Source organism: Streptomyces sp. NPDC093221, assembly GCF_044753885.1.
Classification (GTDB): domain Bacteria; phylum Actinomycetota; class Actinomycetes; order Streptomycetales; family Streptomycetaceae; genus Actinacidiphila.
Genome location: NZ_JBIVOA010000009.1, coordinates 200,788 through 226,376, shown reverse-complemented (window position 1 = coordinate 226,376; position 25,589 = coordinate 200,788). Strand labels below are relative to the sequence as shown.

Below are 25,589 nucleotides of genomic sequence, written 5' to 3'. Positions count from 1 at the left end.
GGGGAAAATACGGCGATGCCGTGGGGAGGACTTCCGACATGGTCGCGGATGCGCCTACGACGAGGACATCCCGTTCCATGACGTATCCTCCTCGGCTCACCTCTGCGACATATGTAAAGCGCTGGTCAAGACTCTAGCGCATAATAAATGCCGCAAATCCCACATGAGTGGATATAACACCCCAGGCGGATCTCTCATGGCCGGGAATTCACCTGGGCGTCACAGGGCGGGTCGGCCCGCCGCGACGCGCCCCGACCTGCCGGTACGCCGGGTCCGGCCGGCCCCGCCAACAATTCGGGTGCGCCCTTCGCCGCCCGGGGGCTAGGGTCCCCGGGGCCCATGACTGAGCGGTTCCGAGGAGACGAAGGGGTGGTCGGCCGTTCCGGCGCGCGCTGACGACGGAGGCGTTCCCGCGAAGGCCGCCGAGCCGCCCGCGGCTCCGGAGACGCCCGGGTCGCAGGGGCCGCAGGGGCCGCCGGGACCGCCAGGGCTGTGGCGGGACCGGGATTTCCGCTGGTTATGGGTGGGGCAGACGGTCTCGCAGCTCGGGGAGCACGGGAGCGCGGTGGTCCTGCCGCTGATCGCGGTGCTGCTGCTGGGCGCCGACGGCGGTGAGGTCGGGGTGCTGCGGGCGGTGGGGCAGGCGCCGATACCGCTGCTGTCGCTGTTCGTCGGGGCGTGGGTGGACGGATGGCGGACCCGTACGGTCATGGTGGCGGCGGACTGCGGGCGGGCGCTGGCGCTGGGGGCGGTGGCCGTGGCGTGCCTGCTCGGCGGGCTCGGTCTGCCGGTGCTGCTGGTGGCCGCGTTCGGCGTCGGGGCGCTGTCGGTCTTCTTCGACGTGGCGTATCAGGCGTCTGTCGTACGGCTGTTGGACCGCGACCAACTGGTCAGCGCCAACAGCGCGCTCGAAGGCAGCAGGTCGGCGGCGCAGATCGGCGGCCCGGCGCTCGGCGGTGTGCTGGTGTCGCTGCTGTCGGCGGCGGTCGCGCTCGCGTCCAGCGCGCTGTTCTTCGCGCTGTCGTTCGTGTCGATCCGGCGGATTCGGCGCGGCGAGGCGGTGCCTCGGCGCTCGGGACGTACGCCCGCTGTCCGGCGGCGGATTCGCGAGGGGGTCGGATTCGTCGTCGGTGAACCGTCGTTGCGGGCGGTGTGCCTCGCCTCCGCCGCCTTCCAGTGCGCCTTCGCGGCGACGATGACCGTCTATCTGCTGTTCCTGCCCAGGGAGTTGGGCCTGTCGGGCGCTGTCGTCGGGCTGGTGCTCGCGGCGACGGGGCCCGGCGCGCTGGTGGGTTCGCTGCTGGCGGCCCGGCTGCCGGGCCGGTTCGGCCACGGCCCGGTGCTCGCGTGCGCGGCCGTGCTCGGCGACAGCGTGATGATCGGCGTACCCGCGCTGCACGGCGGCGGCGCGCTGACCGTTCCGGCGCTCGTGGCGGTCAACCTGACGTTCGGCGCGTGCGGTCAGCTGGTCAGTGTGACGCTGATGGCGGTGCGGCAGACCGTCACTCCGGACGGGATGCAGGGCCGCGCGGCGGCGACGATCGGCTTCGTCGGCATGGGGACGGCCCCGCTCGGCTCGCTGCTCGGCGGTCTCCTCGCGGCGCAGTGCGGTCTGCGCACCGGCTTCCTGGTGGCGGCGGCGGGCATGCTGCTCTCCCCGCTGGTGATCTCCCTGTCCCCGCTCGCCCGGCTGGGCCGTACGCTCCCCGTCCGCGGAGCGGCGGACGCGTCGGCCCGGACGTGAGCGCGACGGAGGTGGCGCGGGCACCGGGCCCGCGCCACCTCGGTCACACGTGCGTTGCGCGCTCTGTCAGTTGAGGGTGAACTTCTGCGCGGCGCTGCCGTTGCAGTCGTAGATCTGGAGCCGGGTGCCGTTCCCGGTGGCGCCGCTCGGCGAGTCGAGGCAGCGCCCCGACTGCGGGTTGAACAGCGAGCCGTCGGCCTGCTGCTGCCAGACCTGGCCGCCGACGCCGTTGCAGTCCCACAGCTCGACCTGCGTGTTGTTCGCCGTGCCGTTGCCGTTGATGTCCAGGCAACGGCCGATCGTGCTCAGCGAGCCGTTGGCGTTGTGGTACCAGTGCTGGTCGGCGGCCCAGGACTGACAGTCCCAGAGCTGCACGGCGGTGCCGTTGACGCCCGTGTCGTCGGCGGCGACGTCCACGCACTTCCCGGCGGGCGCGGGCACCGGGGCGCCGCCCTTGACGGCGAATTTCTGCGCGGCGCTGCCGTTGCAGTCGTAGATCTGGAGCCGGGTGCCGTTCCCGGTGGCGGCGCTCGGCGAGTCGAGGCAGCGCCCCGACTGCGGGTTGAACAGCGAGCCGTCGGAGCGCTGGATCCACTTCTGGCCGCCGACGCCGTTGCAGTCCCACAGCTCGACCTGCGTGTTGTTCGCCGTGCCGTTGCCGTTGATGTCCAGGCAACGGCCGATCGTGCTCAGCGAGTTGTCGGCGTTGTGCGTCCAGTGCTGGTCCTCGGCGTACGTCTGGCAGTCCCAGAGCTGCACGGCCGCGCCGTTGACCCCGGTGTCGTCGGCGGCGACGTCCACGCACTTGCCGCCGGGGCCGGTGATCGTGCCCTGCGGGCCGTTGGGCACATTGGTCTGGCCCGAGTAGCCGACGGAGACGATGTTCGCCTGGACGGCGTTCTCGGCGGCGTCGGTCGGATAACCGGCGACCATCACGCCCTCGAAGAAGGTGCCCATGTTGCGGTTGCTGTTGTCACCGCCGGTGCCCAGGATGATGCCGCCCTCCTGGTGCATCGGTTTGTAGCCGCCCCGTGTCGGCAGCGACCCGTTCCACCAGGTCGACAGGCCCCCCGATTGGGAGTCGCCGCCCTTGATGGCGTACGTCGTCTGCCCGTTGTTCTTCAGCACCGCCGTGACGTAGGCGCTCTTGTTGCCCGCGTTGGCCGTGTTGGAGCCGTTGTCGCCCTGGAACATGCCGTTCTCCATGTCGGCCTCGACCCAGGGGCCCGAGCCGTTGCACGGCGCGAAGTAGCAGGTGGTGGCGATGCTCACGGCGTCCATGTGGCCGTTGCCGGTGTCGGACGGCGTGCTCTCGGCGTTGCCGTAGTCGAAGCAGCAGTCGGAGCCGACGTGGGTGCCGCTGGCGACCATGTAGACGCCCTCGGGCTGGCCGTTGACGGGGACGCCGGAGGCCGCGCCGGTGTAGCGGTAGCCGACGCCCGGCGAGATCCAGATGCCGTACACCTTGTGGCCGCCCGCGCGCACCGCGATCTCGCTCGCGTCCGCCCCTCGGTCCACGCCGCCTGCCGTGCCCGCGGGGCCCGGCAGCAGGTCGTTGTGGCGCGAGGTCTGGTCGTAGACCTTGGAGATGCGGCAGGTGGTGTTGGCACAGAAGATGTCCTGCTGCTCGGCGTTGGCGTAACCGCCCGCGGCCAGCAGCCCGATGTCGGCCCTGCCGCCGTCCGAGGCGCGCGTGACCTGGTACAGCGGGCCGTTGTACGCGGAGAACAGGGCGCGGGTGGTGCTGTGCGCGGCGACGCAGGGGGTGCTCGCCGCGCCGTAGAGGTCACAGGGCAGCGAACCGGCGGCCTGCGCGGTGCCCGGCAGGCTGATGAAGGCGCTGAAGACCAGGCCGAGAGTGGCCACGACCGAGGTCAGCAGGGCTTTCCAGCGGGCGGTGTATCTCCTTTTGCGCATGCGGTGCTCCTTGGGGTGGGGGGTGGAGCGGAGACGAGCGGTGCCTGCGGGGACGGGCGGCCCGAGCCGGGCGTGGGGGCCCGGATCGAACGCCTGGGGGACGTGACGGGTGCGGGAGGGACGTGAAGAACACGCGGGGTCGACCGGCTCGGAAAGTACGCCCCCTGTTCGACCCCGTCAATATTTGTTGCTTTCTTTGGCTTCGGCCGGGCACGACCTGTCCGAATCTGTGGCCCGGCGAGGAGTGCATTACCTCTGTGACACAAGTCAACTGACGTGGTGTAACACGCCGCTGCGAGAGTTCCCGCGCCATGAGCGAAAGGGGACATGACAGATGACACCGTTCAATCGCCGTGACTTCCTGCGCGCCGTCGGGGCCACCGGCGGCGCGGGAGCGATGCTGGCCACGATGGGTGCGCTGGGTCTGGCGCCCGGCGCGGAGGCGGCCACGCGCGGGGCGCCGTACCGCGCGCCGCGGCCGGGCGACTTCCACCTCACCGGCCGCGCCGCCGCCAAGGTCGTCGTGCTCGGCGGCGGCATCGCCGGACTGACGACCGCCTATGAACTGGGCAAGGCGGGCTACGACTGTACGGTCCTGGAGGCCCGCGACCGGCCCGGCGGCCGCAACTTCACCGTACGCGGCGGCGACACCACCACCGACCTGTACGGCAACCGGCAGACCGCCCGCTTCTCCGACGGCCAGTACATGAACGCCGGTCCCGCGCGGATCGCCCAGTGGATGGTCACGCTCGACTACTGCCGTGAACTCGGCGTGCCCATCGAGGTGTTCACCAACGTCAACGCCGACACCTACCTCTACAACGAGTCGGCCGGAATGACCGAGCCCATGCGTTACCGCAGCGCCAAGGCCGATGTGCTGGGCTACGTCAGCGAGTTGCTGGCCAAGGCCACCGACCAGGGCGCGCTGGACAAGGACCTGACCGCCGCCGACCAGGAGAAGCTGGTCGAATTCCTCAAGGACTACGGCGCGCTCGGCAACACCCTCGACTACAGCGGCGGTTCGCGGCGCGGCTACTCGGCCTGGCCGGGCGCCGCGGGCACACCGGGAGTGGTGGCGGGCGACGTGCCGACCGCCTCCGAGATCTTCGCGACCGGCGTCGGCCGCTACTTCGCCTTCGAGTTCGAGTTCGACCAGGCGATGCTGATGTTCCAGCCGGTCGGCGGCATGGACCGGATACCCCACGCGCTGGCCGCCGCGGTCGGCACGCGCAGGGTGCGGACGGGCTGCGCGGTCACGAAGGTCACCGACACCGCGCACGGCGTCACCGTCACGTACACCCAGGGGGGCAGGACGCGCACGGTCGACGCGGACTTCTGCGTCGCCGCCATGCCGCCGAACATCCTCGCCAAGGTGCCGCACAATCTGGGCGCGGGCGTGCAGTCGGCACTTGAGGCCATCACGCCGTCCTCGGCGGGCAAGATCGGCCTGGAGTACGCCTCGCGCTGGTGGGAGACCGACCACCGGATCTACGGCGGGATCACCGAGACCGACCTCGACGTCACCCACATCTGGCACCCGTCCTACGGCTTCCACGGCAGGCGCGGTCTGCTGATCGGCTACTACAACACCGGTTCCAAGGCCGACTCCTACGCGGCGCTGAGCCCCAAGGCCCGCGAGGCGCGGGCGGTCGCCGCGGGCGTGAAGATCTACGGCGAGAAGTACCGTACGGAGCTGGCCACGTCCTTCTCGCACCACTGGCGGCAGTTCCCGTACCAGGAAGCCGCCTGGCACAGCACGCCCGGCGGCCCGGACGCCGCCCGCTACCAGCCGCTCAACGAGCCGACCGGGCATGTGTACTTCGCCGGTGACTGGCTCAGCTACATGGACGCCTGGCAGCACGGCGCCTTCACCTCCGCGCGCAAGGCGGTGACGGCGCTGCACCGACGGGTCCTGGCCTGACGCACCGGGTCGGCCGCGAGCCGGCGGGGGCGGTACGGGAGGGGTACGGGGGCCGGGGCCGGTCTCAGCCCGAGGCCCTGGGCTCAGCCCGCGGGGGCGGTCTCAGCCCGCGGGACCGGTCTCAGCCCGCGGGGCCGGTCTCAGGCCGCGGGGCGGTGGGTGTCGCCGCTCAGCCCGGTCAGCGGCAACCCCGTACCGCCCCAACGGCACGTGACGACCCCGGCGGCCACGGGCACCGCCGTCTCCTCCGGGGTGCGGGTGCCGAGGTCGACGGCCTCACCCGCGTCGAGCGGCCCGCGGATGACGGCCGCGGCGTACGGCGTGCCGCCGGCTCCGGTGATTCCGACGCCCCGTGCCACCCGTGGTGTGATGTGGTGATCCATGACAGACCCTTCCACGAGTCGCGAGGAGGGCCCGCGAAGTGCCGGGAGAACCCGCGGGCGTGGGCGGGCGACCGTGAGCGGAGAGGCGGTGGGTGACGCGATGGCGGTCAAGGGGGAAGGCCGGGACGCCCCGCGTGCGTCCGGACCGCCGCTGACGGCCGGTGAGCGGGAGATCCTGCGGGTGCTGCGCCGGTCGGAGGACCTGGACAGCGTGGCGGCCCGCATCCTGGTCTCGGTCGGCAGCGCGATCATCGAGGGCCGGCTGAAACCGGGCGACGACCTCAACTCCGTGGATCTCGCGCGGCAGTTCAGCAGCAGCCGGACCCCGGTGCGCGAGGCGTTGCAGACCCTGGAGCGCGAGGGCCTGGTCGAGATCGCGGCCCGCAAGCGCCCTCGCGTGCGCCGCCTGGGCCTCACCGAGGTCCGGGAGATCTACGAGCTGCGGTCCGAGCTGTACGGGCTGGTGAGCCGCCGGATCATCGCCCACCGCACGGCCGGTGAGATCGAGGTCTTCGACGGCGTTCAGGCCCGTCTCGAGGAGGCCGCGGCGGCCGGGGACCTGGAGCGGTACTTCTGGCTGATCGTGGACTTCCGCAACACCGAGGCGCGGCTGGCCGGGAACGAGACCGTGCGCGCCGTCCTCGACTCGGTCGGCATCAGGACCCTGCATCTGCGTCACCTCAGCCTCTCCCTGCCCGGCCGCCTCGACACCTCCGTGGAGGACCACCGCAGGCTGGTCCGCGCGTACGCCGACGGCGAGGCGGAACTGGCCGTCGCGCTCACACGGTCCATCGTTCTGCGCGGTCTGGCGGCGGTGGAGCGCTCGGGGTGGACGGGCTCCCCGGACTGACCCGCCGGTCGACATCAGCGGGCCTCCGCGTCGTGGGCGCTCCTGGACCGCGCGGCCCCGCCCGGGGGCGTCCGCCGCGGTGCGGGCCCGGTCGAGGGCGACCGCTTCGGGGCGGCGGCCGCCGCGATCTCGTCGGCGATCCTGTCCAGGACCGGGCTGTCACCTGGCACCGCCCAGGATGTCCGGCCAGCGGCGTATCACGTGGTCGACCAGTTCCCTGCTGGCCTCCGCGACCCGCGGGAAGTCCTTGAGCCGGGTCCAGGGGCGGCAGGCGTCGATCACGGCGCGGGTGTTGAACGGCGGCAGGCCGGATGCGCGCAGCGGGTCGACCCTGCTCCCCCACGTCTGCCGCATCGTCTCGATGTCGTCGGCGGGGTCGGTGCGGGTGCAGACCGCCCACATCACGTCGTTGAGGCTGCGCGGGTCGACATCGGCGTCCACGACGACCACGAATTTGTTCATGTACGCGGCCTGCGGGAGCTGCGAGGTGAGGTAGCCCGCCTGCCGGGCGTGACCCGCGTAGTTCTGGTGGATCGACACGGCGAGCAACTGCCGTCCGCCGCCGACCTCGTGGGCCCAGACGCCCTCGACGCCGGGCAGTCCCGACCGCACCAGCGCGTCCTGGATCATCGCGGACTTCATCACGCTGCGCATGTAGGAGTAGTCGTGCGGCGGCTTGCCGGGAGGGGCGCCGAGCAGGATCGGGTCGTGGCGGTGGTAGATCCGCTCGACGTCCATGGTGAGCACGGCCTCGGTGCCGCCGCTGTAGTAACCGGTCCACTCGCCGAACGGCCCTTCCTGCTCCCGGCGTTCGGGATACAGCCAGCCCTCGACGGCTATTTCGGCGGTCGCGGGGATCGGCAGCCCGGTGACCTCGCCGCGGATCACCTCGACGGGGCGGCCCAACACGGCCCCGGCGTACTCCAGTTCCGACAGTCCCGTGGGCACCTCGGTGCCCGCGACGACCAGCAGCAGCGGGTCGTGGCCGAGCGAGGCGGTGACCGGCGCCCGGCCCTCGCGGGCGAACCACTCGCGGACGTGTGCGGCGCCGTGCTTGCCCGCCTCCATGTTGATGCTCGCCGCCCGCCCGCCGTTCTGCACCTGCATGCGGTACGCGCCCGCGTTGAGGACGCCGGTGGCCGGGTCGGTGGTGAAGACGGCGCAGCCGGTGCCGATGTACCGGCCGCCGTCGTTCTCGTGCCATTTCGGCACGGGGAAGGCGAGCAGGTCGGCGTCGGCCGCGGTGATCACGTTCTCGGTGACGGGGCCCCGGTCGACGGCCTCGACGGGGTACTTCCCGGCGTTCTCCACCCACTCGTTGGGGCGGGTGCGCAGCGCCTCGACCAGACCGCGGTCGTCCAGGTCGGTGCCGAGCCGCAGGGTCATGCCGAGCCTGCGGGCGTTGGCCATGCTGGCGGTGAGCACTCGCTGGCCGGGCCGGTAGCCCTCGATGTCGTCGAAGAGCAGCGCGGGCGGCGAGGGGCGTTTGTAGTTGACCTCGGACGCGGCACCGATCTCCTTGTCCCAGTGCGCGCCGGAGAGGGTGCGGACCTCACCGAGTTCCCCGGCCAGTTCGAGCCAGGTCCGCAGGTCATTGACGTCGTCGAGGGACCTCACGCCACTCGCCTCCCGTTCTCTCATGTGTGTCGCGACGCGATGAAGGTCGAAGAAGCCGCAAGAGTAGTCCGCGAGTTGTACGTCGCCGGTGCCGCTGCGCCCGCGGATGCCCGGGTCCCTCCTCGTCGAGGTGAGCGAGAACCGCCTTTCCCCTGAAGTGTCGACACTCGATCACGGGACCCGATTGAAGCAGTGGGGATACCCGCTGTCCAGGGGCCAGCGATCCGCACCCCCGCACCGTTGAGTGTCGACACTTCTGGTGAATCTGACCGAAGTCTTGTCATGGCCCCGCACGGCTCCTAACGTGTCGCCGCGAAGAAATTTGCTCGACTCTGTTCAGTTCCGTTGAGTCAAAGCGTCGAAATGCCAGCGATCCGCACACGATCAGTCCCACGGCGCGCATCCGCGGACCTCCGGTCCGCCTCGCCCACCCCGCGAGCAGAGGATTCTCCATGCCACGACTCGTCCGCAGGCTGCTCGCCTGCGCCACCGCCTGCACCCTGTGGGGCGGCGCCCTCGCGGGCGCGGCCGTCACGGCCGGTGCGGTGGTCACCGCCACCCCCGCCGCCGCACTCGACAACAGCCTCGCCCGTACGCCCCCGATGGGCTTCAACGACTGGAACGCCTTCGGCTGCGACGTCAGCCAGGCCCTGATCGAGCAGACCGCCGACTACCTGGTCAGCTCCGGTCTGAAGAGCGCCGGATACTCCTACGTCAACATCGACGACTGCTGGATGACGCACACCCGTGACGCCGACGGCCGCCTGGTCCCCGACCCGGTGAAGTTCCCCGACGGCATCAAGGGCACCGCCGACTACGTGCACGGCAAGGGACTCAAGCTCGGCATCTACGAGGACGCGGGCACGGCGACCTGCGCCGGGTACCCGGGCAGCCTCGGCCACGAGACCACGGACGCGCGGACCTTCGCGGACTGGGGTGTGGACTACCTCAAGTACGACAACTGCAACAACACCAGCGACGGCACCCGCGAGGACTACGTCAGGCGGTACACCGCGATGCGCGACGCGCTGGCCGCCACCGGCCGCCCGATCGTGTACTCGCTGTGCGAGTGGGGCGTGCAGAACCCGTGGGAGTGGGCCGGTGACGTCGGCAACTCGTGGCGCACCACGGGCGACATCGGCGACAACTGGACGAGCATGCTGTCCATCGCCGAGGACAACATGCCGCTGGCGCCGTACGCGGGCCCCGGCCGCTGGAACGACCCCGACATGCTGGAGGTCGGCAACGGCGGCATGACCGACACCGAGTACCGCACGCACTTCTCGCTCTGGTCGATGATGAACTCGCCGCTGCTGATCGGCACCGACCTGCGCAAGGCGACCCCGCAGACCCTGTCGATCCTCGGCAACAAGGACGTCATCGCCCTCGACCAGGACCCGCTCGGCAGCCAGGCCGCCGTGGTCTCCTCCGACGGCGGCCGGTACGTGCTCAGCAAGAAGCTGGCAGGCGGCGAGCGGGCGGTGGCCCTGTTCAACTCGGGCGACCAGGCGCAGCGGATCTCCACCACCGCGCGGGCCGCGGGACTGCCCAAACGCGGCAACTACTCGGTGCGCGACCTGTGGTCGCACACCGACTACCAGAGCGCGGGCGGCCTGTCCGCGACCGTGCCCGCGCACGGCACCGTCCTGCTGCGGGTCGGCACCGATCCCCGCGCGGTCCTCGCGCCGCCGCTGTTCGACACCGGGGTCACCGGACCCGACCACATCGAGCCGGGCCACAGCGCGACCGTGTCCACGTACGCCACCGACCTCGGCTCGCTGCCCGCCGCGACGGTGAAGGTGCGGCTGACCGGCCCCGACGGCTGGACGGTCCGCGCGACCGGCGCCACCGGCAGCCTGCTGCTGCCCGGCGGCCGGACCCTCATCACACCGTGGACGGTCACCGTGCCCGCCGACGCGCGGCCGGGCGCGTATCCGGTCACCGGCACGGTCAGCTACCGCGATCTGGTCAACGGCCGTACCGTCACGGTGCCGTTGGTCGGCAGCGTCGCCGTCAAGGTGCCGCCGCCCGCGGGGACCAGCTACCTCAGCGACCTGCCCTGGACGACATCGAGCAACGGGTGGGGGCCGGTCGAACGCGACCGCAGCAACGGTGAGACCGGCGCGGACGACGGCAGTCCGATCACGCTCGGCGGCACCGTCTACGCCAAGGGCCTCGGGGTGCACGCGCCGAGCGACATCGCCTACTACCTCGGCGGCGTCTGCTCCACGGTGACGGCGACGGTCGGCGTGGACGACGAGAAGAACGGCAAGGGCACCGTCCGCTTCACGGTCGTCGCGGACGGCACGACGGTCGCCGACAGCGGCGTGGTCACCAACGCCATGGGCGGCAAGGCGCTCACGGCCGACGTGACCGGCGCGCAGAATGTGCGGCTCGTCGTGGACGACGGCGGCGACGGCAACGACAGCGACCACGCGGACTGGGCGGACGCGAAGCTCATCTGCTCCTGACCGCCCACGACCCGGCGCGGCGGCGCGTATCCCTCCCACGCGCCGCCGCCTCGGCCCATGTCAGCCCGTGCCGCCCCGGCCCATGTCAGCCCGTGCGGTGCCGGGCCCTGGCCAGCGCCACCGCGCCCGCCACCGGGGGAACGTCCAGCAGGCGCAGGGTCAGCGAGGGGTGCGCGGCGGCGAGCCGGGCGCGGAAGGCGTCGGCGAGCCGCGGCTGGCGCACGACGACGCTGCCCGCGGCCACCACCGTGTCCCCGACGGCGCCCCGGCCGACGAGCCGGGTGACCAGCAGCGCCAACTGCCGGCCCGCCTCCTCGACCACCGCGGCGGCGAGCGCGGAGCCCGCGTCGGCGGCACGGAAGACGGCGGGCGCGGCCGGGCCCCAATTGGCGGGCGTGGGTTCGTCGTTGACGGTACGGGCCAGCGTCTGCGGGTCCGGGTCGCCGAAGTGGTCCAGCAGCGCCGCGAGCAGTCCGTCGTCGGCCCGCCCGGCGTCGTACGCGGCCAGCGCCGATCTGACGGCGTCCCTGACGATCGCGGGCGCGCCGCCCTCGTCGCCCAGCACCCAGCCCCAGCCGCCCGCGAAGAGCACCTCGCCCGCGGCGTCGGCGCCGACGCCGATCGAGCCGGTGCCCGCGATGACGCCGATGCCGGTGTCGAGACCGGCCGCGGGCACCAGCAGCGCCGCGTCGTTGACGACGACGGCGGGTACGCCGAGGGCTTCGACGGCAGCCGCCAGGTGCGCGCAGTGCCGCTGGGTGTCGCAGCCCTGCGCGCCGATCCCGACGGCGGCGATCTCGTCGCCCTCGGGCACCGCGCCCGTCAGCCGTTCCAGCAGCCAGCGCGCGGCGGTGTCGACCGGCGCCGCCTCCCAGCCGTCGGCCGGCAGCGTGCGGTCGGCGCGCGGCGACGCCGCCGGGTCGGCCAACGGCGCGACGCGGACGGCGAGTTTGGTGCCGCCCACGTCGGCGCCGACAACGACCTTCATACGCCCGGCCGTTCGGCCGCGACCTTGATGTCGGAGTTGTGGAACACGAATTCCTCGATCTCGACTCCCCTGACCTCGGCGACCGCTTCGACGAGGATCTGTGCGACCAGGATTTCGATGATCGCACGCTGCGCGGCCGGGAGGCGCGGCACGGTGACGGGGTGCAGCAGCGGGCCGCCCTGGACGGGCTCGCTGGTGACGAGGACGACCCGGTGGCCGGAGTACGCCAGGGTCTCGGCGACGGCGAGTTCGCGGGTGTCGCCGAAGATGACGTGCACCCCGCCGCCCGCCGACTCCATGGAGCCGTGCAGATACTGCCGGGTGCTCATGCCGGTCGACGGAATCCTGGCGACCTCGCGGAAGAGCAGGGCGCTCGCCTCCGCCGAGCCGACCGCGGGTCCGGTGCCGACGAAGTCCGCGGAGGTCGCGGACGCGAACAGCGGTGCCAGCGCGCGCAGTTGGGGTGTCAGGACGCGCTCGGTGCGGGCGAAGACCTCGCCGAGGCGGGCCCAGCCGTCGTCGATCCGGCCGCCGTCCCAGGCGTCGGCGAGGAGGCCGAGCGCGGCGACGGTCGCGGTGTAGCCGATGGTGGACGCGTAACTGTCGGGGATGCTGCCGAGGCCGAGCACACCGCTGGCGAGGTCCGCGATCGGCGACGGCACGACGTTGACCACCGCGAACCGTCGTGCCGGGTCGACGGAGTCCAGCACGGCGAGCGTCTCCGCGCTGCGTCCGCTCTGCGAGACGCCGACCACCGGGTGGGCGCTGGCGGGGAAGGGCAGCGGGTGGTCGCCCGCGCCGAGCCGCCAGGAGTGGACACCGCGGCTGCGCAGCGCCCAGACCGGCGCGCACGCGGCGGCCAGGCTGGCGCCGATGCCGACGAAGACCGGTCCTGGCCCCGCCAGCCGGCCCTCCGCCGCCGACGCCGTGACCGCGCCGGTCAGCCGGGTGACCGCCGTGGCGAGGGCCTCCGCCTGGGTCGCGCGGGCCGCCGAGTAGGCGATGTAGCCGTCGGTCATTTCTGCTCCGTTCCTTCGGACGTCCGGGTGGTCGGATCCCAGTGCGGCGGGATCGGTGGGACAGGCGGCGCGGTGCTGTCGATCCGTACCGGCGCGCCGAGGTCGGCGGACTCCTCGATCGCGAGCATGACGTCGAGTACGTGGTAGGCCAGTTCGCCGCCGGCGCGCGGCGGTCGGCCCGCCCGGATCGCGCGGGCCATCTCCAGGACGCCCACGCCCCGCCCGGCCGGGGCGCCGGTCGCGGGGACGGTCCGCCACGGCGCCTCGGGGCTGATGTCGGTCAACAGCCGTGTGGGGCCGTCGAATCCGCTGACCGGGACCTCCAGCACCCCGTCCGCGCCGGTCACTTCGAACAACTGGCGGCGTATTGGCGAGTCGAAGCTGTAGACGGACGTGCCGACCACCCCGGACGCGAAGGTGGTGAGGACGCTGAGGTGCGTGTCCACCTCGACGGGGAAGCGGGCGCCCGCGTCCGGTCCGGAGCCGACGGTGCGCTCCGCGCGCGGCCGGTGCCCCGCGGCGGTCACCGAGGCGACCGGGCCGAGGAGTTGGACGAGCGCGGTGAGGTAGTAGGGGCCGATGTCGAAGAGCGGTCCCGCGCCCTTGGCGAAGAGGAACCCCGGCCCGGGGTGCCAGGCGTCGGGTCCCGGGCCCTGCATCAGCGTCAGTACGGTCCGCGCCGGGCCGACCGCGCCGTCCGCGAGCAGCCGCGCGGCGGTCTGGATGCCGGGGCCCAGGATCGTGTCGGGCGCGTTGCCCACCGCGACCCCGGCGGCGCTCGCGGCGTCCAGGACGGCGCGGGCGCTGTCGCGGTCCAGCGTGAGCGGCTTCTCGCCCCACACGTGCTTGCCCGCCTCGATCGCGGCGAGCGCGACCTCGTCGTGCGCGGCCGGGACGGTCAGGTTGACCACGAGGTCGACGTCGTCGCGGCGCAGCACCTCGGCCGTCGTGCCGGACACCGGGACGCCGTACGCGTCGGCCTGCGCCCTGGCCCGCGCGGGGTCGAGGTCCGCGACGGCCGTGACGGCGAGGTCGGGGTAGGAGGTCAGCGAGCGCAGGTACTCGTCGGAGATGTTGCCCGCGCCGACCACCGCGACGCGGGTCGGCGTCCCGTGCGCGCTCACGCGGTCACCAGCTCGCGGAAGTAGGCGGCGTTGCGCTCCACCAGCGGCCATACGTCGCTGTGGTGGGCGACGACCTCGACGACCGGCAGTTCGAGTACGGGGGCGGCCAGCGCCACGACCTCGGCCATCCGGTCGGTGGCGTCGACGCCGAGCACCGGCCGGTCGTTGCCCGGCTCGCGGTCCCGTACGACGTGCAGCAGCCTGACCCGGTCGCCGAGCCGGGGCAGCAGCTCGAAGACGTCGGCGCCGCCGACCCCGGCCCAGTAGACGTCCAGTTCCAGGACGACGGCCGGGTCGAGGAGTCCGGCCAGCACCTCGTAGGCGGGGACGCCGTCCACGCGCTGCGCGAACTCGAAGTCGTGGTTGTGGTAGCCGATCCGCACACCGCGCGCGGCGGCCTGCTCGGCCGCCGCGTTGAGCGTGTCGGCGAGCCGCTGGACCCCGGCGCGGTCGGCGACGCTGTCGGGGGCGACCCACGGGGTGATCACCGTGCCGATGCCCGACTCGACGGCGGCGTCCACGATTTCGGCGGTGTCGTGGCGCAGCACGGAGGAGTGCGCGGTGGCCGCGTGCAGGCCGCTGTCGCGCAGGGCGGCGGCGAGCCCGGCCGGGTCGGTGAGGATGTCGTACGGCTCGGCGTGCGTGAAGCCCAGCGCCGCCAGGCGCGCGAGCGTGCCGTCGAGCCGGTCGGGCCCGAGGTCGTCACGCACGCTGTAGAGCTGGATGCCCAGCGGGTGCTCTGCCGTCATGCTCCGGCCTTTCCGTGATCGTCGTGCTGCTGCTGGTGCTTCTGCTGGTGGGTGTGGTCGTGGTCTTCGCCCCGGCCGTCCCGGTCGTCGTGGCCCCGGTGACCGTCATGGCCCTCGTGGCCCTCGTGGCCGCTGTGGCCCGCGCCCTGGGTTCCGGCCGGGTGGCAGTGGTCGCCGCTCGACGGCGGGATGTCGAGGGTGGGATTGCGGCCGAAGAACCCGTACGGCTTGAGGACGAAGCCGGCCGAGTCGACCGGCATGACCGGCCAGTCCTCGGGGCGCGGGAAGTGGGTGAGCCCGAAGGTGTGCCACAGCACGATGTCGGTGCCGTCCACGTCCCGGTCGGCGGCGGTCCAGGCGGGCAGCCCCGCGCCGCCGGTGTGCATGTTCACCAGGTCGCCCGCCGGATAGTTCTCGTCCGGCGCGTACGGCGTCACCCACAGGTGCTTGGTGGCGTACGTGGCCCGGCGGTGGATGTCCGACTCCTCGTCGGCGAGCAGCACGGGCAGGCCCTCGGGGTGCAGCATCCAGCCGACCGGGTTGCCGAGCCGGTTGGTCACCGAGGGGTTGGTGATCAGCCAGGAGCGGTTGCGGGTGTTGTCGGCGAGCCGCTGCGCGCCCGCTTCGGTGCGCAGCCGGGTGACGGTCTGGGTGAAGCCGGTGCCGGTGGGGTTGGCGGGTCCGCGCGGGACGAGGGCGGCCTCGACCTCGTCCACGGCGTTGTCCGTACCGTCGACCGTCATGTCCAGCCGGGCGCTGAACAGGTGCTGGTGGTAGGGGGCGCCGAGGCCGGGCGCGAGTTCCGAGGCGAAGGGGTGGCAGGGGCCCTGGTAGGCCGAGGTGAAGACGACACCGGTCGCCTTGACCTCCAGCTCGATCGCGCCGTCGAGCGAGAAGTACCAGTAGAAGCCGTAGTCGTAGTTGCCGACGGTGACGAAGAAGGAGACGACCAGGCGGCGGTTGCGGCGTGAGTCGGACGAGCCGGTCCAGTTGTCGTAGTGCTTCCAGAGGATGCCGGTGTCCTCCTCGTGGACGCAGATGGCCTGCGGGACGACCCGGACCTCGCCCGCGCTGTCGGCGAGCACGGCGTCCAGGTAGGTGATGTCGCCGACGCAGTCGCAGCCCAGTTCAAGGGAGTTGGCGAAGCCGCCGAGCAGGTATTCGCCGCAGTCGAAGAAGTTCTGGAACCAGCGCTGCGGGCTCGGGTCGCCGTAGGGGACCATCATCTCCGCGATGGAGGCGCGGTAGAGCACGGGGCGCGGCACGCCCGCGTCCTCGATGGCGATGTTGTGCAGGACCAGGCCCTCGCGCTGGTCGAAGCCGATCTGGAGGGACCAGCCGAGCCAGTGCAGGACGCCGTCGTCGTCGACGGTGAAGCTGGGGCCCTCGGGCTGGGTGATCTCGATGGGCTTCAGTCCCGCGCGCGGCGGTTGCCCGACCCACGCGGGGTCGTGGAAATTGCCGTCCTCGCGCGGCACCGGCAGGTCCATGTGGTCCTGGACGTCGAGGACTTCACGGGTGACGACGTCCACGATCGCGGTGACGCCGTCCACCGGGTGCGCCCACCCGAGGTCGTCGGGGGTCTTCTGCACGAAGGTGAAGCAGCGCTGGAGGCGGCGGCCGGTCTCGCCCTCGCCCGGCACCCCGGCCGACAGCGGATTGACCCGGAGCTGAGTGAGGTCGGTCAGGCCGCGCTTGCGCATGGCGGCGAGCCAGCGCTCGTCGCGGTGCACGATCTCCTCGACCAGCGGGAACTCGGCCAGGACGACGGGGACATGGCCGTCGGTGGCGACGTCCAGTTCCCTGGCGGTCACGACCCGGTCCTGCTCGGGGCAGACGACGGTGTCGTACGAGACCCCGGTGCGCATGTCGATGAGCATCACGCGGAAGCGGCGGGGGGCCACGTCGCCCGCGAGCAGTTCGCGCTTGTCCTGTTCGGCCAGGCCGAGGTACGCGACATGGGTGTCGGGGCCGAGGAGCCCTTCGCGCCGCAGCAGCGCGGTGGTCGCGGTGATCTCCACCGGCCGCGGCGAGGCGAGGGCCCCCGCGAGAGCCCCGGCGGGGGACCCGGCGAGCGCGTCGGCGCGGGCTCCCGGGACGGCCCCGGCTATGACGGACGGTTCAGGCGGGGTCGGGGTCACGAGGTCTCCGCATCTGCGAGTGGGTCCGGGCGGCGGGTCGGGGCGAGGGAGGCGGCGCGCGGGCGGCGGGCCGGGGCGGCTGCCGCGACCCCCGGGCGGCGGGCCGGAACCGTACGGGAGCGCGCCGTGGCGGCGGCCTTCGGGTGACGGCTCATGTCGCGTTGCCGCGCGCGAAGGAGGTCCGCAGCCGGTAGCGGTCGCCCGCGTACCGGATCGCCGAGGAGAGCAGCGGGCGCTGGCTCCGGTCGCGGACGATCTGCCGCATCTCCAGCACTGGCGTGCCCGCGGCGATGGCGAGGTGTCCGGCCAGTACGTCGTCGGCCGGGCGCGCCTCGATCGTCGTGTCGGCCCGGTCGAGCTGGAAGCCGAGCCCCGCGATGGTGTCGTAGAGCGAGTGGTCGGTGAAGTCGACCTCGTCGAAGCCGACGGCGATGTCGGCGGGGACGAAGGACTCGTCCACCGCGATCGGCACACCGTCGAGCATGCGCACCCGGTCGACGCGGTAGAGCGGGGTGCCCGGCGCGATCTGGAACGCCTCCGCCTCGTCGAAGGTCGAGGTGCCCAGTTCGCGGCGGAGCACCCGCGAGGTCGGCACCAGGCCCATCCGGCGGGCCGTCTCGGTGAACGACTCCAGGGTGTTGGGCCACTCCTTGCGCTCGGGCACGCCGACGTACCAGCCGCGGCCGTGCGCCGGGCGCAGCACGCCCTCCTCGACCAGCGCGGTGAGCGCCTTGCGCAGGGTCACGCGGGAGATGGCGAGCATCTGGCACAGTTCGCGCTCGGGCGGCAGCCGTGAGCCGGGCTCGACCTCGCCCGCGGCGATCCGTTCCTGGAGCGCGGCCTTGGCCTGGAGCCACAGCGGCTCCGGGTAGTGCGTGGTGAGCGCCCGGGGCGCCGTGTGCTGCGTGCTCATGCCGGGACCTGGACCTTCTCCCATGTGCCCGAGCGCATGGAGGCGTAGCAGGCGTCGAGGACGCGGTTGACGACATGGCCGTCCTCGAAGGTCTCCAGCGGGGTCTCGCCGCGGGCGAAGCGGTCCACGAAGTGCCGCATCTCCTGGCTGAAGCCGTAGGCGCGGGCCTCCTCGGGCACCGGGTGGACCCAGCCGGTGTCGGCGTCGGCCTTCTCCACCAGGTAGCCCGCGGGGTTCTCGATGAAGCCCCACACCGGGGTCGCCGAGGTGTCGGTGACCAACCGGCCCGCGCTGCCGACCAGTTCGTGGCGCAGTTGCATGCCGCCCTTCTCGATCCACGAGGACTCGACGGTGGCGAGCTGGCCGCCGGCGAATTTCAGCAGCGCGACGGCGGTGTCCTCGCCGGTGGTGCGGTCGGCGTGGGCGAGGGTGGCGCCCCAGGCGAAGACCTCGGTGACGGGGTTGTCCTTGCCGAAGAAGTGCCGGGCGGACTCCACGGTGTGGCAGCCCATGTCGAGCAGGGCGCCGCCGCCCGCGGTCCGCGCGTCCCAGAAGTGCGGGGCGTGCGGCCCGGAGTGCGCCTCGCGGGCGCGCAGGGTCAGCAGGTCGCCGATGGCGCCCGCGGCGACCATCTCGTGCGCCTTGGCGATATTCGGCGAGAAGACCGAACTCTCGGCGTAGCCGTGCCAGATCCCGGCCTCGCGGACCACCCGCAGGATCTCGGCGGCCTCGTCGCCGTCGCGGGCCAGCGGCTTGGTGCAGACCACGCCCTTGCCCGCGGCGGCGACCGCCCGTACCGCGTCCAGGTGTGCCTCGTTGGGCACGGCGACCACGACGAGGTCGACGTCCGGGTCCGCGCACAGCGCCGCCATGTCGTCGTAACAGGTCGCGTCCGGCGCCCACTTGGCGGCCAGCGCCTGTGCGCGTGCGAGGTCGCGCGAACAGGCGGCGACGAGCGCCGCGTTCCGTACGTCCTGGAGAGCGTCCGCGTAGGTGTCGCCGATGAATCCGGAACCGATGAGCCCGACGCCGATCACGCGTTCCTCTTCCCTCGTCATTCTCGCCCCATGATAGCAAAGTGGTTTTGCATTGGTCTTATAAAGGTACGTCACGTAAAGACCACGGAGTACCACTGTCCGGTGGGGCGCGCATCACGCCTCCAGCAGGCCGTCGAAGGCCCGGTCCAGGTCCTCGTCGACCACCCGCAGTCCGGGGTGGGCGTCGTAGTGCGCGAGCGCCTCACGCGCGCCCTGCGCGAAGGAGACCTCCGGCGCGAAACCGGGGACCAGCGCCCGCAGCTTGGAGGTGTCGAAGAGCATCGAGTGCCGGAAGTCGTGCTCCAGCACGTCCCGCCACCCCGGCACCAGCTCGGCGATCGACTCGCTCGACCGGTGCCGCAGCACCGGCTCCCGCACCCCGGCCGCGGCGGCCAGCGCGAGATGGATCTGGTCCCAGGTGAGGATCGCGCCGCTGACGACGTTGACGCTCTCGCCGATCGCCTGACCGTTGCCGAGCAGCGGGACGAAGGCGCGCGCGAAGTCCCGTGAGTGCGTCAGGGACCACAGCGAGGTGCCGTCGCCGTGCACGACGACCGGCCGGCCCGCCCGCATCCGCTCGATCGCGGTCCAGCCCGCGAGCACCGGGATCACCGTGCGGTCGTAGGTGTGGAAGGGCCGCACGATCGTCAGCGGGAAGCCCGCCTCGCGGTACGCCTCCTCCAGCAGCAGCTCACAGGCGATCTTGTCCCGCGCGTAGCCGAAGTGCGGCTGGCGGCGCGGGCTGGACTCGGTGATCGGCAGCAGCGGCACCGGGCGGCCGAAGACCGAGCAGGTGCTGATGAAGACGTACTGCCCGGCCCTGCCGGCGAACAGCTCCCGGTGGTCGCGCACGTCGTCGGGCGTGAAGCCGACCCAGTTGACGACGGCGTCGAACTCCTCCCCGCCCAGCACCGACGCGAGCGCGGCGGCGTCCCGGACGTCCGCGCGCAGCGACCGTACGCCCTCGGCCGGCGGCCGGACGGGCGCGGACCGCGTCACGATCGTCACGTCGGCGCCGCGCGCGACGGCCTCGCGGGCCGCCGCGGAACCGATCATCCCGGCGCCGCCGAGGAACAGCACCCTCATGCCCGCTCCTCGGTCGGCGCCGGGACGTGCGAGGCGCCGCGGGAGAGCCCGCGGCCGACCAGGTGGTCGTAGGAGCGGCGCAGCGCCTCGAACGTGTCGATGTGCAGCCGCTCCAGCTCGACGATGTGCCAGCGCAGGCCGGACGGCGTGGTCAGCGTGCGCGCCCAGTCGATCCGCCCCTCGCCGATGGGCACCATCACGTCGTCCTCGTAGCTGACGGCGGGGCCGTCCTTGACGTGCACGAAGCGCGCCCGGTCGCCGAGCCCGGCCAGCACCTCGGCCGGGTCGGCGCCGCCCATCTGCGCCCAGTAGGCGTCGAGTTCGACCAGGACGCGGTCGTCCAGCAGGTCGAGCAGCAGGTCGTACGCCTGCCGCCCGCCGAAGACTTGCGAGAACTCGGCGAAGTGGTTGTGGTACGCGATCCGCATGCCGCGCCCGGCGGCGCGCTCGGCGGCCTCGTTCACCCGCTCCACACCGCGCCTGATCGCGTCCGGCGAGTCGAACTCCTCGCGCTCCATGCTCCAGACCAGCACCTCGGCGCCCAGCTCCTGGTTGGTGTCCAGCAGCGCCTCGGCGTCAGGACCGGCGGGGAACGGGGTGTGCGCGCTGGTCAGCGCGAGCCCGGCGGACGCGACGGCGTCCCTGACCCGGGCGGCCCCGAAGTGCTCCACCAGGCCGTAGGTCTCCACGCCCGCGTAACCGATCCCGGCGATCTCGGCGAGCGTGCCCTCCAGGTCGGCGCGGGCCAGATCGAGCACCGTGTACGTCATCACACCGATCTCGGCGGTCACGCGTCCTCCTCCGTACGGCGGGCCGCCCACAGCAGGGCCTGGCGGACCAGGGCGCGCACCGGCGGCTCGCCCCACGAGCGCATGTCGTGGCCGAGCGCCAGATACACCACGCGGCCTTCCCCGGCCTCGCGGGCGTAGAGCACCGGGATCACCTCGCCGTCCGCGCGGCGGCGCGAGGCGAGGACCGTCACGTCGTCGTCGGCCAGCTCGAACTCGTAGTACTCGTCGAAGAGTTCGAAGTCGGACAAGCCGCGTGTGACCGGGTGGTCCGCGACGATCTCGACGGTGTGGCGGCCCTCGTGGTGACCGGGGCCGTGCGAGAGGTAGCGGTTGCCGAGCAGTTCGAACAGCGGCCGGTCGGCCGGGTCGAGCCCGTCGCCCGCCCAGCCCATGATGTTGGCGCCGTGCACGCCGACCAGGCCCTTGCCCGCGCGTACGGCGTCGGCCAGCGCCTGCTGCTGCTCGGTCGCGAAGTGGCCGCCCGCGGTGTAGAAGAGGTACACGTCCGCCTCGGCGGTCTCCGGCCGCGCGTCGACGAAGCGGCTGGTGCCCATCGCCTTGCGGGTCGCGAACCCGGCCTCGGTGCCGAGCTGTTGGAAGACCTCGGCAGCGCTCAGCAGGTCGTGGTGGATGTCGTCGCCGTTCACGATGACCATGGCTCTCGGGGTCGAGAGGTGTGGCATTGCGTTCCTCACAGATGGCTTGGGTCGTGCGTCGTGGCGTGGCTCGGCGGCCCCCGCCCGGCCGCGGGAGGCGGGCCGGGCGGGGGCGGGGAGGGTCAGACGGGCTTGAGCCGCAGGGCGACGACGGGGTTGGGCACCGGGCTGAAGTACGGGTTCTGCGGTGTGGGGAACCCGGTGGCCTTGGCGGTGCTCCAGTTGCCGTAGCTGCCCCAGTAGAACATCGGGATCCACGGCAGGTTCTCGACAAAGATCTCCTCGATCCTGTTGATGATCTGCTGCCGCTGCTCGTCCGTGGTCGCCTTGGGGTACTCGGTGAACAGCGTCGCGGCCTCGGCGTTCTGGAACCGCTCGATGTTCTGGAAGGTCGGCGTCGCCTTGCCGACCGGGTAGTACAGATTCGGGTTGATCGTGTCGTTGTAGTACGAGAAGGCGCGCGGGGCGGAGTTGACCGGGTAGCCCATCGTGGAGTCGAAGTTCCCCTTGGACGTCAGCCCGTTGATGTCGTTGACCGTGGTCGTGTCGACGTTGAGCTTGATGCCGATGTCCTTGAGCTGCGAGACCAGCACCTGCACGCGCGCGGCGATGTCGGTGTACGCGGAGGGGAAGCTGATCGAGAACTCGACGCGCTTGCCGTCCTTGCGGTAGTAGCCGTCGCCGCCCTTGGCGTATCCGGCGTCGGTCAGCGTCTTGTGCGCCTTGTCGACGTCCTGGACGAAGTCGACTCCCTTGTACCGCGGGGCGATCGAGGAGGCGTAGGCGGGCATCGGCAGACCGGTGACGCTGGTCGCGGGCGGCGCGCCGCTGGCCGCGCCGACCTGCTTGCGGTTCACACCGAGACTGATCGCCCTGCGCACCGCGATGTCGCTGAGCGGCCAGCGCTCCAGGTTGGGGATGATGCCGTCGGTTCCGGCGATCGGCGCCCAGTAGTTGTAGTGCTTGTTCCGGCTGAGATACGTCTTGTCGGCATTGGCGATGTACGTGCCGCCCCAGTCCGCGAGGCCCTGGACGAGGGCGTTGGTCATGCTCTCGTTGTCCTTGTACGCCACGAACCGCAGCGAGCTGATCTCCGCCTTCGGCTGCCAGTAGTCCTCGTTGCGCACCAGCAGGAAGCTCTGCGCGGAGAACGACGACAGCTTGAACGGCCCGGTCCCCACGGGGTTCTTGTCGGTGTACGTCGTCGGGTCCTTGACCTTCGACCACAGGTGCTGGGGGACGATCGGCGCCGACACGATGTTGGTGAAGTGCTGCTCGGAGGGCGCGGGGAAGGCGAAGACGACCTGCGCCGGACCGGGCGCGGTGACCGAACTGAAGTCGATGCCCAGCAGGTTGAGCCCCGGATACCGCTTGAGCATCGAGTAGGTGAAGACGACGTCGTCGGCGGAGAACGGGGTGCCGTCCGTCCACTTCACACCGGTCCGGAGCTCCATCGTCAGCGTCTTGTTGCCGTCCGACCAGCGCCAGGACTTGGCGAGCCACGGCAGGTCGCGCCCGATGTCGACGGTGTTGATCTGCACCAGCGGCTCGTAGATGAAGCCGCCCTGGCCCTGCGGGGTGTAGGTGAGGCTCTGCGCGGTGTTGGCCAGGAACGGGTTGAAGACCTGGGTGAGGTTGTCGGACTGGCCCGCCACGGTGAGCGTGCCCTTGGCGGAGCCCGAGCCTCCCGCGGTTCCCGAACAGGCCGACAGGGCAAGGGTTCCCGCGCCCGCGAGGGCGCCTGCGAGAAGACCGCGTCTCGTCATTCCTGACGCGATCGACGACTGCGTTGTGGTCACTGTGCGTCTGCTCCTTCGGAGGTGGGGACAGCGGAATCGGGTGTGGGGAGAGCGGGTTCGTCGACAGTGGGGTCGGTGACCGAGGGGTCGGTCCCGGCAGGCCGCGCGGCGGAGGCGGTGACGGCCGCCGCGTTCTCGGCGCGCCGCCCGCGCGCCTGCTCGTCGTCCGCGTACAGCCAGCAGCGGGCGGTGTGGCCGTCGGTCAGGTCGAAGGACGGCGGGATGTCGGTGGCGCAGCGCTCCATCGCGTACGGACAGCGCGGGTGGAAACGGCAGCCGCCCGGCGGGGAGATGAGGCTGGGCGGCTGCCCGATGTCCTTGACCCGCGCGGCGCCGCCCCGCGAGGGATCGGGCGCGGAGGCGATCAGGAGCTGGGTGTACGGGTGCGCCGCCTGCTGGGTGACCGCTTCCGAGGGGCCGGTCTCGATGACCTCGCCCGCGTACATCACGGCGGTGTCGGCCGCGAAGTACCGCGCGGAGGCGATGTCGTGGGTGACGTACAGCATCGCGACGTTGCGTTCCTCGGTGAGGCGGCGCAGCAGGTTGAGGATGCCGAGGCGGATGGAGACGTCGAGGCTGGAGACCGGTTCGTCGGCGAGGAACACCTCGGGGTCGGCCGCCAGGGCGCGGGCGATGGAGAGCCGCTGGAGCTGGCCGCCGGACAGTTCGTGCGGGTACTTCTCGGTGAACTGCCGTGGCGGCACGAGGTTGATCTGCTGGAGCAGGTCGTCGATGACGGCGGTCTGCTCCTTGCCGCGCTTGCCGGGGTGGTGGATGGCCACCGCGCGCTTGAGGGTGCCCGCGATGGTGGCGACCGGGTTGAAGGACGCGAAGGGGTCCTGGAGGATCAACTGCACCTGGCGGACGTGGTCGCGAAAGGCCCGGCCGCGCGGCGACTTCACGGGGACGCCGTGCAGCCGCACCTCCCCGCCGGTGACCGGGTAGAGCTGGGCGAGCAGCCGGGCCAGCGTCGACTTGCCGGAGCCCGACTCGCCGACCAGCGCGGTGATCCGGCCCGCGTACAGGCTCAGGCTGACGTTCTCCACGGCGTGCACGACCTGCGGGGCCGCGCCGCGGCGCAGGCGTCCGCCGCGTACCGGGAAGTGCTTGGTCACGTTGACCGCTTCGAGCACCGGCCGGGCGCCGTCCGCGGCGCGGCCGTCGCGGGCGGCGGCCCCGGCGTTCTTCTTCGTCACGTCGCCGCTCATCGCATCTCACCTGTCACGAGTCGGTCCTGGTTCTGTTCGCCGTCCGCGTGCAGCAGGCAGGCGGCGTGCGAGGTGGCGCCGTCCGGCCCGGTGATCCGCAGGAGCGGCGGTACGTGGCTCCCGCAGGCGTCGAAGGCGAGCGGGCAGCGCGGCTGGAAGGCGCAGCCGCTGGGCAGCCTGCGCAGGTCGGGCGGCGAGCCGACGATGCCGGTCAGCTCCCGCTTGGGGCCGCCGAGGGTCGGGAAGGACGCCAGCAGGCCCCGGCTGTAGGGGTGTTGGGGGCGGCGGTAGAAGTCGTCGGCCGCCGCCGTCTCGACGATCTTGCCGCCGTACATCACGGCGATCGTGTCGGAGAGTTCGATCAGCAGCGACAGGTCGTGGGTGATGAAGACGACCGAGAAGCCGAGCCGGTCCTTCAGCTCCATGATCTTCTCGATGATCTGCCGCTGGATGACGACGTCGAGCGCGGTGGTCGGCTCGTCCATCACGATGATCTCGGGGTCGAGCGCGAGGCCGATCGCGATCATCGCGCGCTGCCGCATGCCGCCGGACAGCTCGTGCGGGTAGGAGCCCGCCCGGTCGGCGGGGATGCCGACGACGCCGAGGAGTTCGACCACCCGGGCGGCCCGTTCCTGCCGGGTCATCCGCGGCCGGTGCGCGACGATGACGTCCTCGATCTGCTCGCCGATCCGCATGATCGGGTTGAGCGCGTGCATGGCCGACTGGAAGACGATCGACAGCTCCTCCCAGCGAAAGCCCCGCAATTCGGCGTCGCCCATCGCGAGCACGTCCACGGTGTCGCCGTCGGGCTTGGTGTAGACGATCCGGCCCCGGGTGATCTCGGCGGGCGGCTTGTGCAGCCGGGTGATGGCGTACGCGAGGGTGGACTTGCCCGAGCCCGACTCGCCCGCGATGCCGAGGACTTCGCCGCGCCGCAGGGTGAACGACACGTCGCTGACCGCCGGGGTGCGCTCACCGCCGTCACCGACGTACTCCACCCGCAGGTCGCGGACGTCGAGGACGACGTCGGTGCTGTCCGGGGTGAAGGGCGTGACCTCGGTGCGGCGTTCGGCCGGGGCGTGGTTCTTGATCCGGCGGGCGCGCTTGGCGGCGACCTGGCCGCGCTGGGCCTTCTTGGTGCCGATCCCGGCCTGGCGCAGCCGGGGGTTGATGAA

The 25,589-nt window shown here is 72.1% G+C and carries 20 protein-coding genes; 4 read left to right on the top strand and 16 right to left on the bottom strand.

What is annotated here, in order from left to right; genetic code table 11:
• Nucleotides 1-490: 490 nt before the first annotated feature.
• A complete protein-coding gene (locus ACIQCJ_RS29210) occupies nucleotides 491-1,744 on the top strand; it encodes an MFS transporter (protein WP_402713089.1) in 1,254 nt (417 codons plus the stop codon).
• Nucleotides 1,745-1,810: 66 nt separating this feature from the next.
• On the opposite strand, the gene ACIQCJ_RS29205 is transcribed toward ACIQCJ_RS29210, so the two are convergent.
• Nucleotides 1,811-3,661 (bottom strand): arabinofuranosidase catalytic domain-containing protein, encoded by a 1,851-nt coding sequence (locus tag ACIQCJ_RS29205; RefSeq protein ID WP_402713025.1) that lies wholly within the window; start codon nucleotides 3,659-3,661, stop codon nucleotides 1,811-1,813.
• Between the two features lie 397 nt (nucleotides 3,662-4,058).
• On the opposite strand from ACIQCJ_RS29205, the gene ACIQCJ_RS29200 reads away from it, so the two are divergent.
• Nucleotides 4,059-5,582 (top strand): flavin monoamine oxidase family protein, encoded by a 1,524-nt coding sequence (locus ACIQCJ_RS29200; RefSeq protein ID WP_401313675.1) that lies wholly within the window; start codon nucleotides 4,059-4,061, stop codon nucleotides 5,580-5,582.
• Nucleotides 5,583-5,722: 140 nt separating this feature from the next.
• On the opposite strand, the gene ACIQCJ_RS29195 is transcribed toward ACIQCJ_RS29200, so the two are convergent.
• Nucleotides 5,723-5,965 carry a hypothetical protein gene (locus ACIQCJ_RS29195; RefSeq protein ID WP_402713024.1) on the bottom strand — a complete coding sequence of 81 codons (243 nt, stop codon included), beginning with the start codon at nucleotides 5,963-5,965 and terminating at the stop codon, nucleotides 5,723-5,725.
• Between the two features lie 88 nt (nucleotides 5,966-6,053).
• On the opposite strand from ACIQCJ_RS29195, the gene ACIQCJ_RS29190 reads away from it, so the two are divergent.
• Entirely contained in the window at nucleotides 6,054-6,815 is a 762-nt protein-coding gene (locus tag ACIQCJ_RS29190; protein WP_402713023.1) for a GntR family transcriptional regulator, read from the top strand.
• 159 nt (nucleotides 6,816-6,974) lie between these two features.
• Here the strand turns inward: ACIQCJ_RS29190 and ACIQCJ_RS29185 are convergent, their stop codons facing one another.
• A complete protein-coding gene (locus tag ACIQCJ_RS29185; RefSeq protein WP_401856276.1) occupies nucleotides 6,975-8,432 on the bottom strand; it encodes a UbiD family decarboxylase in 1,458 nt (485 codons plus the stop codon).
• Between the two features lie 452 nt (nucleotides 8,433-8,884).
• Here ACIQCJ_RS29185 and ACIQCJ_RS29180 point away from each other — a divergent pair, with 452 nt between their 5' ends.
• Nucleotides 8,885-10,903 carry an NPCBM/NEW2 domain-containing protein gene (locus ACIQCJ_RS29180; protein ID WP_402713022.1) on the top strand — a complete coding sequence of 673 codons (2,019 nt, stop codon included), beginning with the start codon at nucleotides 8,885-8,887 and terminating at the stop codon, nucleotides 10,901-10,903.
• 85 nt (nucleotides 10,904-10,988) lie between these two features.
• On the opposite strand, the gene ACIQCJ_RS29175 is transcribed toward ACIQCJ_RS29180, so the two are convergent.
• The 13 genes from ACIQCJ_RS29175 to ACIQCJ_RS29115 all read right to left on the bottom strand — a co-directional run bounded on the left by ACIQCJ_RS29175 (nucleotide 10,989) and on the right by ACIQCJ_RS29115 (nucleotide 25,418).
• Nucleotides 10,989-11,891: a BadF/BadG/BcrA/BcrD ATPase family protein gene (locus ACIQCJ_RS29175; RefSeq protein ID WP_402713021.1), complete on the bottom strand. Its 903-nt coding sequence runs from the start codon at nucleotides 11,889-11,891 to the stop codon at nucleotides 10,989-10,991.
• Nucleotides 11,888-12,910 carry an SIS domain-containing protein gene (locus tag ACIQCJ_RS29170; protein ID WP_391161149.1) on the bottom strand — a complete coding sequence of 341 codons (1,023 nt, stop codon included), beginning with the start codon at nucleotides 12,908-12,910 and terminating at the stop codon, nucleotides 11,888-11,890. Before ACIQCJ_RS29170 ends, ACIQCJ_RS29175 begins: the two co-directional genes overlap by 4 nt.
• Nucleotides 12,907-14,034 (bottom strand): Gfo/Idh/MocA family protein, encoded by a 1,128-nt coding sequence (locus tag ACIQCJ_RS29165; RefSeq protein ID WP_402713020.1) that lies wholly within the window; start codon nucleotides 14,032-14,034, stop codon nucleotides 12,907-12,909. Before ACIQCJ_RS29165 ends, ACIQCJ_RS29170 begins: the two co-directional genes overlap by 4 nt.
• Nucleotides 14,031-14,783: a TIM barrel protein gene (locus ACIQCJ_RS29160; protein WP_355333193.1), complete on the bottom strand. Its 753-nt coding sequence runs from the start codon at nucleotides 14,781-14,783 to the stop codon at nucleotides 14,031-14,033. The genes ACIQCJ_RS29165 and ACIQCJ_RS29160 overlap by 4 nt, the downstream gene beginning before the upstream one ends.
• Nucleotides 14,780-16,924, bottom strand: coding sequence for a primary-amine oxidase (locus tag ACIQCJ_RS29155; protein ID WP_402713019.1), 2,145 nt, complete (start codon nucleotides 16,922-16,924; stop codon nucleotides 14,780-14,782). Before ACIQCJ_RS29155 ends, ACIQCJ_RS29160 begins: the two co-directional genes overlap by 4 nt.
• A gap of 151 nt (nucleotides 16,925-17,075) precedes the next feature.
• Nucleotides 17,076-17,837 carry a GntR family transcriptional regulator gene (locus tag ACIQCJ_RS29150; RefSeq protein WP_355333197.1) on the bottom strand — a complete coding sequence of 254 codons (762 nt, stop codon included), beginning with the start codon at nucleotides 17,835-17,837 and terminating at the stop codon, nucleotides 17,076-17,078.
• A complete protein-coding gene (locus ACIQCJ_RS29145; protein WP_391048358.1) occupies nucleotides 17,834-18,895 on the bottom strand; it encodes a Gfo/Idh/MocA family oxidoreductase in 1,062 nt (353 codons plus the stop codon). The genes ACIQCJ_RS29150 and ACIQCJ_RS29145 overlap by 4 nt, the downstream gene beginning before the upstream one ends.
• A 93-nt stretch (nucleotides 18,896-18,988) precedes the next feature.
• A complete protein-coding gene (locus tag ACIQCJ_RS29140; protein WP_402713018.1) occupies nucleotides 18,989-19,960 on the bottom strand; it encodes an NAD-dependent epimerase/dehydratase family protein in 972 nt (323 codons plus the stop codon).
• Nucleotides 19,957-20,751, bottom strand: a complete 795-nt coding sequence (locus ACIQCJ_RS29135) for a sugar phosphate isomerase/epimerase family protein (RefSeq protein ID WP_402713017.1) — start codon at nucleotides 20,749-20,751, stop codon at nucleotides 19,957-19,959. The genes ACIQCJ_RS29140 and ACIQCJ_RS29135 overlap by 4 nt, the downstream gene beginning before the upstream one ends.
• On the bottom strand, nucleotides 20,748-21,407 hold the full coding sequence (locus ACIQCJ_RS29130; protein ID WP_366823664.1) for a ThuA domain-containing protein: 660 nt from the start codon (nucleotides 21,405-21,407) through the stop codon (nucleotides 20,748-20,750). Before ACIQCJ_RS29130 ends, ACIQCJ_RS29135 begins: the two co-directional genes overlap by 4 nt.
• Nucleotides 21,408-21,529: 122 nt before the next feature.
• Complete coding sequence (locus ACIQCJ_RS29125) at nucleotides 21,530-23,173, bottom strand: ABC transporter substrate-binding protein (RefSeq protein ID WP_402713016.1); 1,644 nt, start codon at nucleotides 23,171-23,173, stop codon at nucleotides 21,530-21,532.
• A gap of 29 nt (nucleotides 23,174-23,202) precedes the next feature.
• Entirely contained in the window at nucleotides 23,203-24,414 is a 1,212-nt protein-coding gene (locus ACIQCJ_RS29120) for an ABC transporter ATP-binding protein (protein ID WP_355333211.1), read from the bottom strand.
• Nucleotides 24,411-25,418 carry an ABC transporter ATP-binding protein gene (locus ACIQCJ_RS29115; protein ID WP_402713088.1) on the bottom strand — a complete coding sequence of 336 codons (1,008 nt, stop codon included), beginning with the start codon at nucleotides 25,416-25,418 and terminating at the stop codon, nucleotides 24,411-24,413. Before ACIQCJ_RS29115 ends, ACIQCJ_RS29120 begins: the two co-directional genes overlap by 4 nt.
• Between the last annotated feature and the right edge of the window lie 171 nt (nucleotides 25,419-25,589).

Bases quoted from the DNA above. Each gene is read 5' to 3' on its own strand.
- ACIQCJ_RS29205 (WP_402713025.1), bottom strand. From the start codon at position 3,661: ATGCGCAAAAGGAGATACACCGCCCGCTGGAAAGCCCTGCTGACCTCG.
- ACIQCJ_RS29200 (WP_401313675.1), top strand. From the start codon at position 4,059: ATGCTGGCCACGATGGGTGCGCTGGGTCTGGCGCCCGGCGCGGAGGCG.
- ACIQCJ_RS29195 (WP_402713024.1), bottom strand. From the start codon at position 5,965: ATGGATCACCACATCACACCACGGGTGGCACGGGGCGTCGGAATCACC.
- ACIQCJ_RS29180 (WP_402713022.1), top strand. From the start codon at position 8,885: ATGCCACGACTCGTCCGCAGGCTGCTCGCCTGCGCCACCGCCTGCACC.
- ACIQCJ_RS29175 (WP_402713021.1), bottom strand. From the start codon at position 11,891: ATGAAGGTCGTTGTCGGCGCCGACGTGGGCGGCACCAAACTCGCCGTC.
- ACIQCJ_RS29170 (WP_391161149.1), bottom strand. From the start codon at position 12,910: ATGACCGACGGCTACATCGCCTACTCGGCGGCCCGCGCGACCCAGGCG.
- ACIQCJ_RS29160 (WP_355333193.1), bottom strand. From the start codon at position 14,783: ATGACGGCAGAGCACCCGCTGGGCATCCAGCTCTACAGCGTGCGTGAC.
- ACIQCJ_RS29150 (WP_355333197.1), bottom strand. From the start codon at position 17,837: ATGAGCACGCAGCACACGGCGCCCCGGGCGCTCACCACGCACTACCCG.
- ACIQCJ_RS29145 (WP_391048358.1), bottom strand. From the start codon at position 18,895: ATGACGAGGGAAGAGGAACGCGTGATCGGCGTCGGGCTCATCGGTTCC.
- ACIQCJ_RS29140 (WP_402713018.1), bottom strand. From the start codon at position 19,960: ATGAGGGTGCTGTTCCTCGGCGGCGCCGGGATGATCGGTTCCGCGGCG.
- ACIQCJ_RS29130 (WP_366823664.1), bottom strand. From the start codon at position 21,407: ATGGTCATCGTGAACGGCGACGACATCCACCACGACCTGCTGAGCGCT.
- ACIQCJ_RS29125 (WP_402713016.1), bottom strand. From the start codon at position 23,173: ATGACGAGACGCGGTCTTCTCGCAGGCGCCCTCGCGGGCGCGGGAACC.
- ACIQCJ_RS29120 (WP_355333211.1), bottom strand. From the start codon at position 24,414: ATGAGCGGCGACGTGACGAAGAAGAACGCCGGGGCCGCCGCCCGCGAC.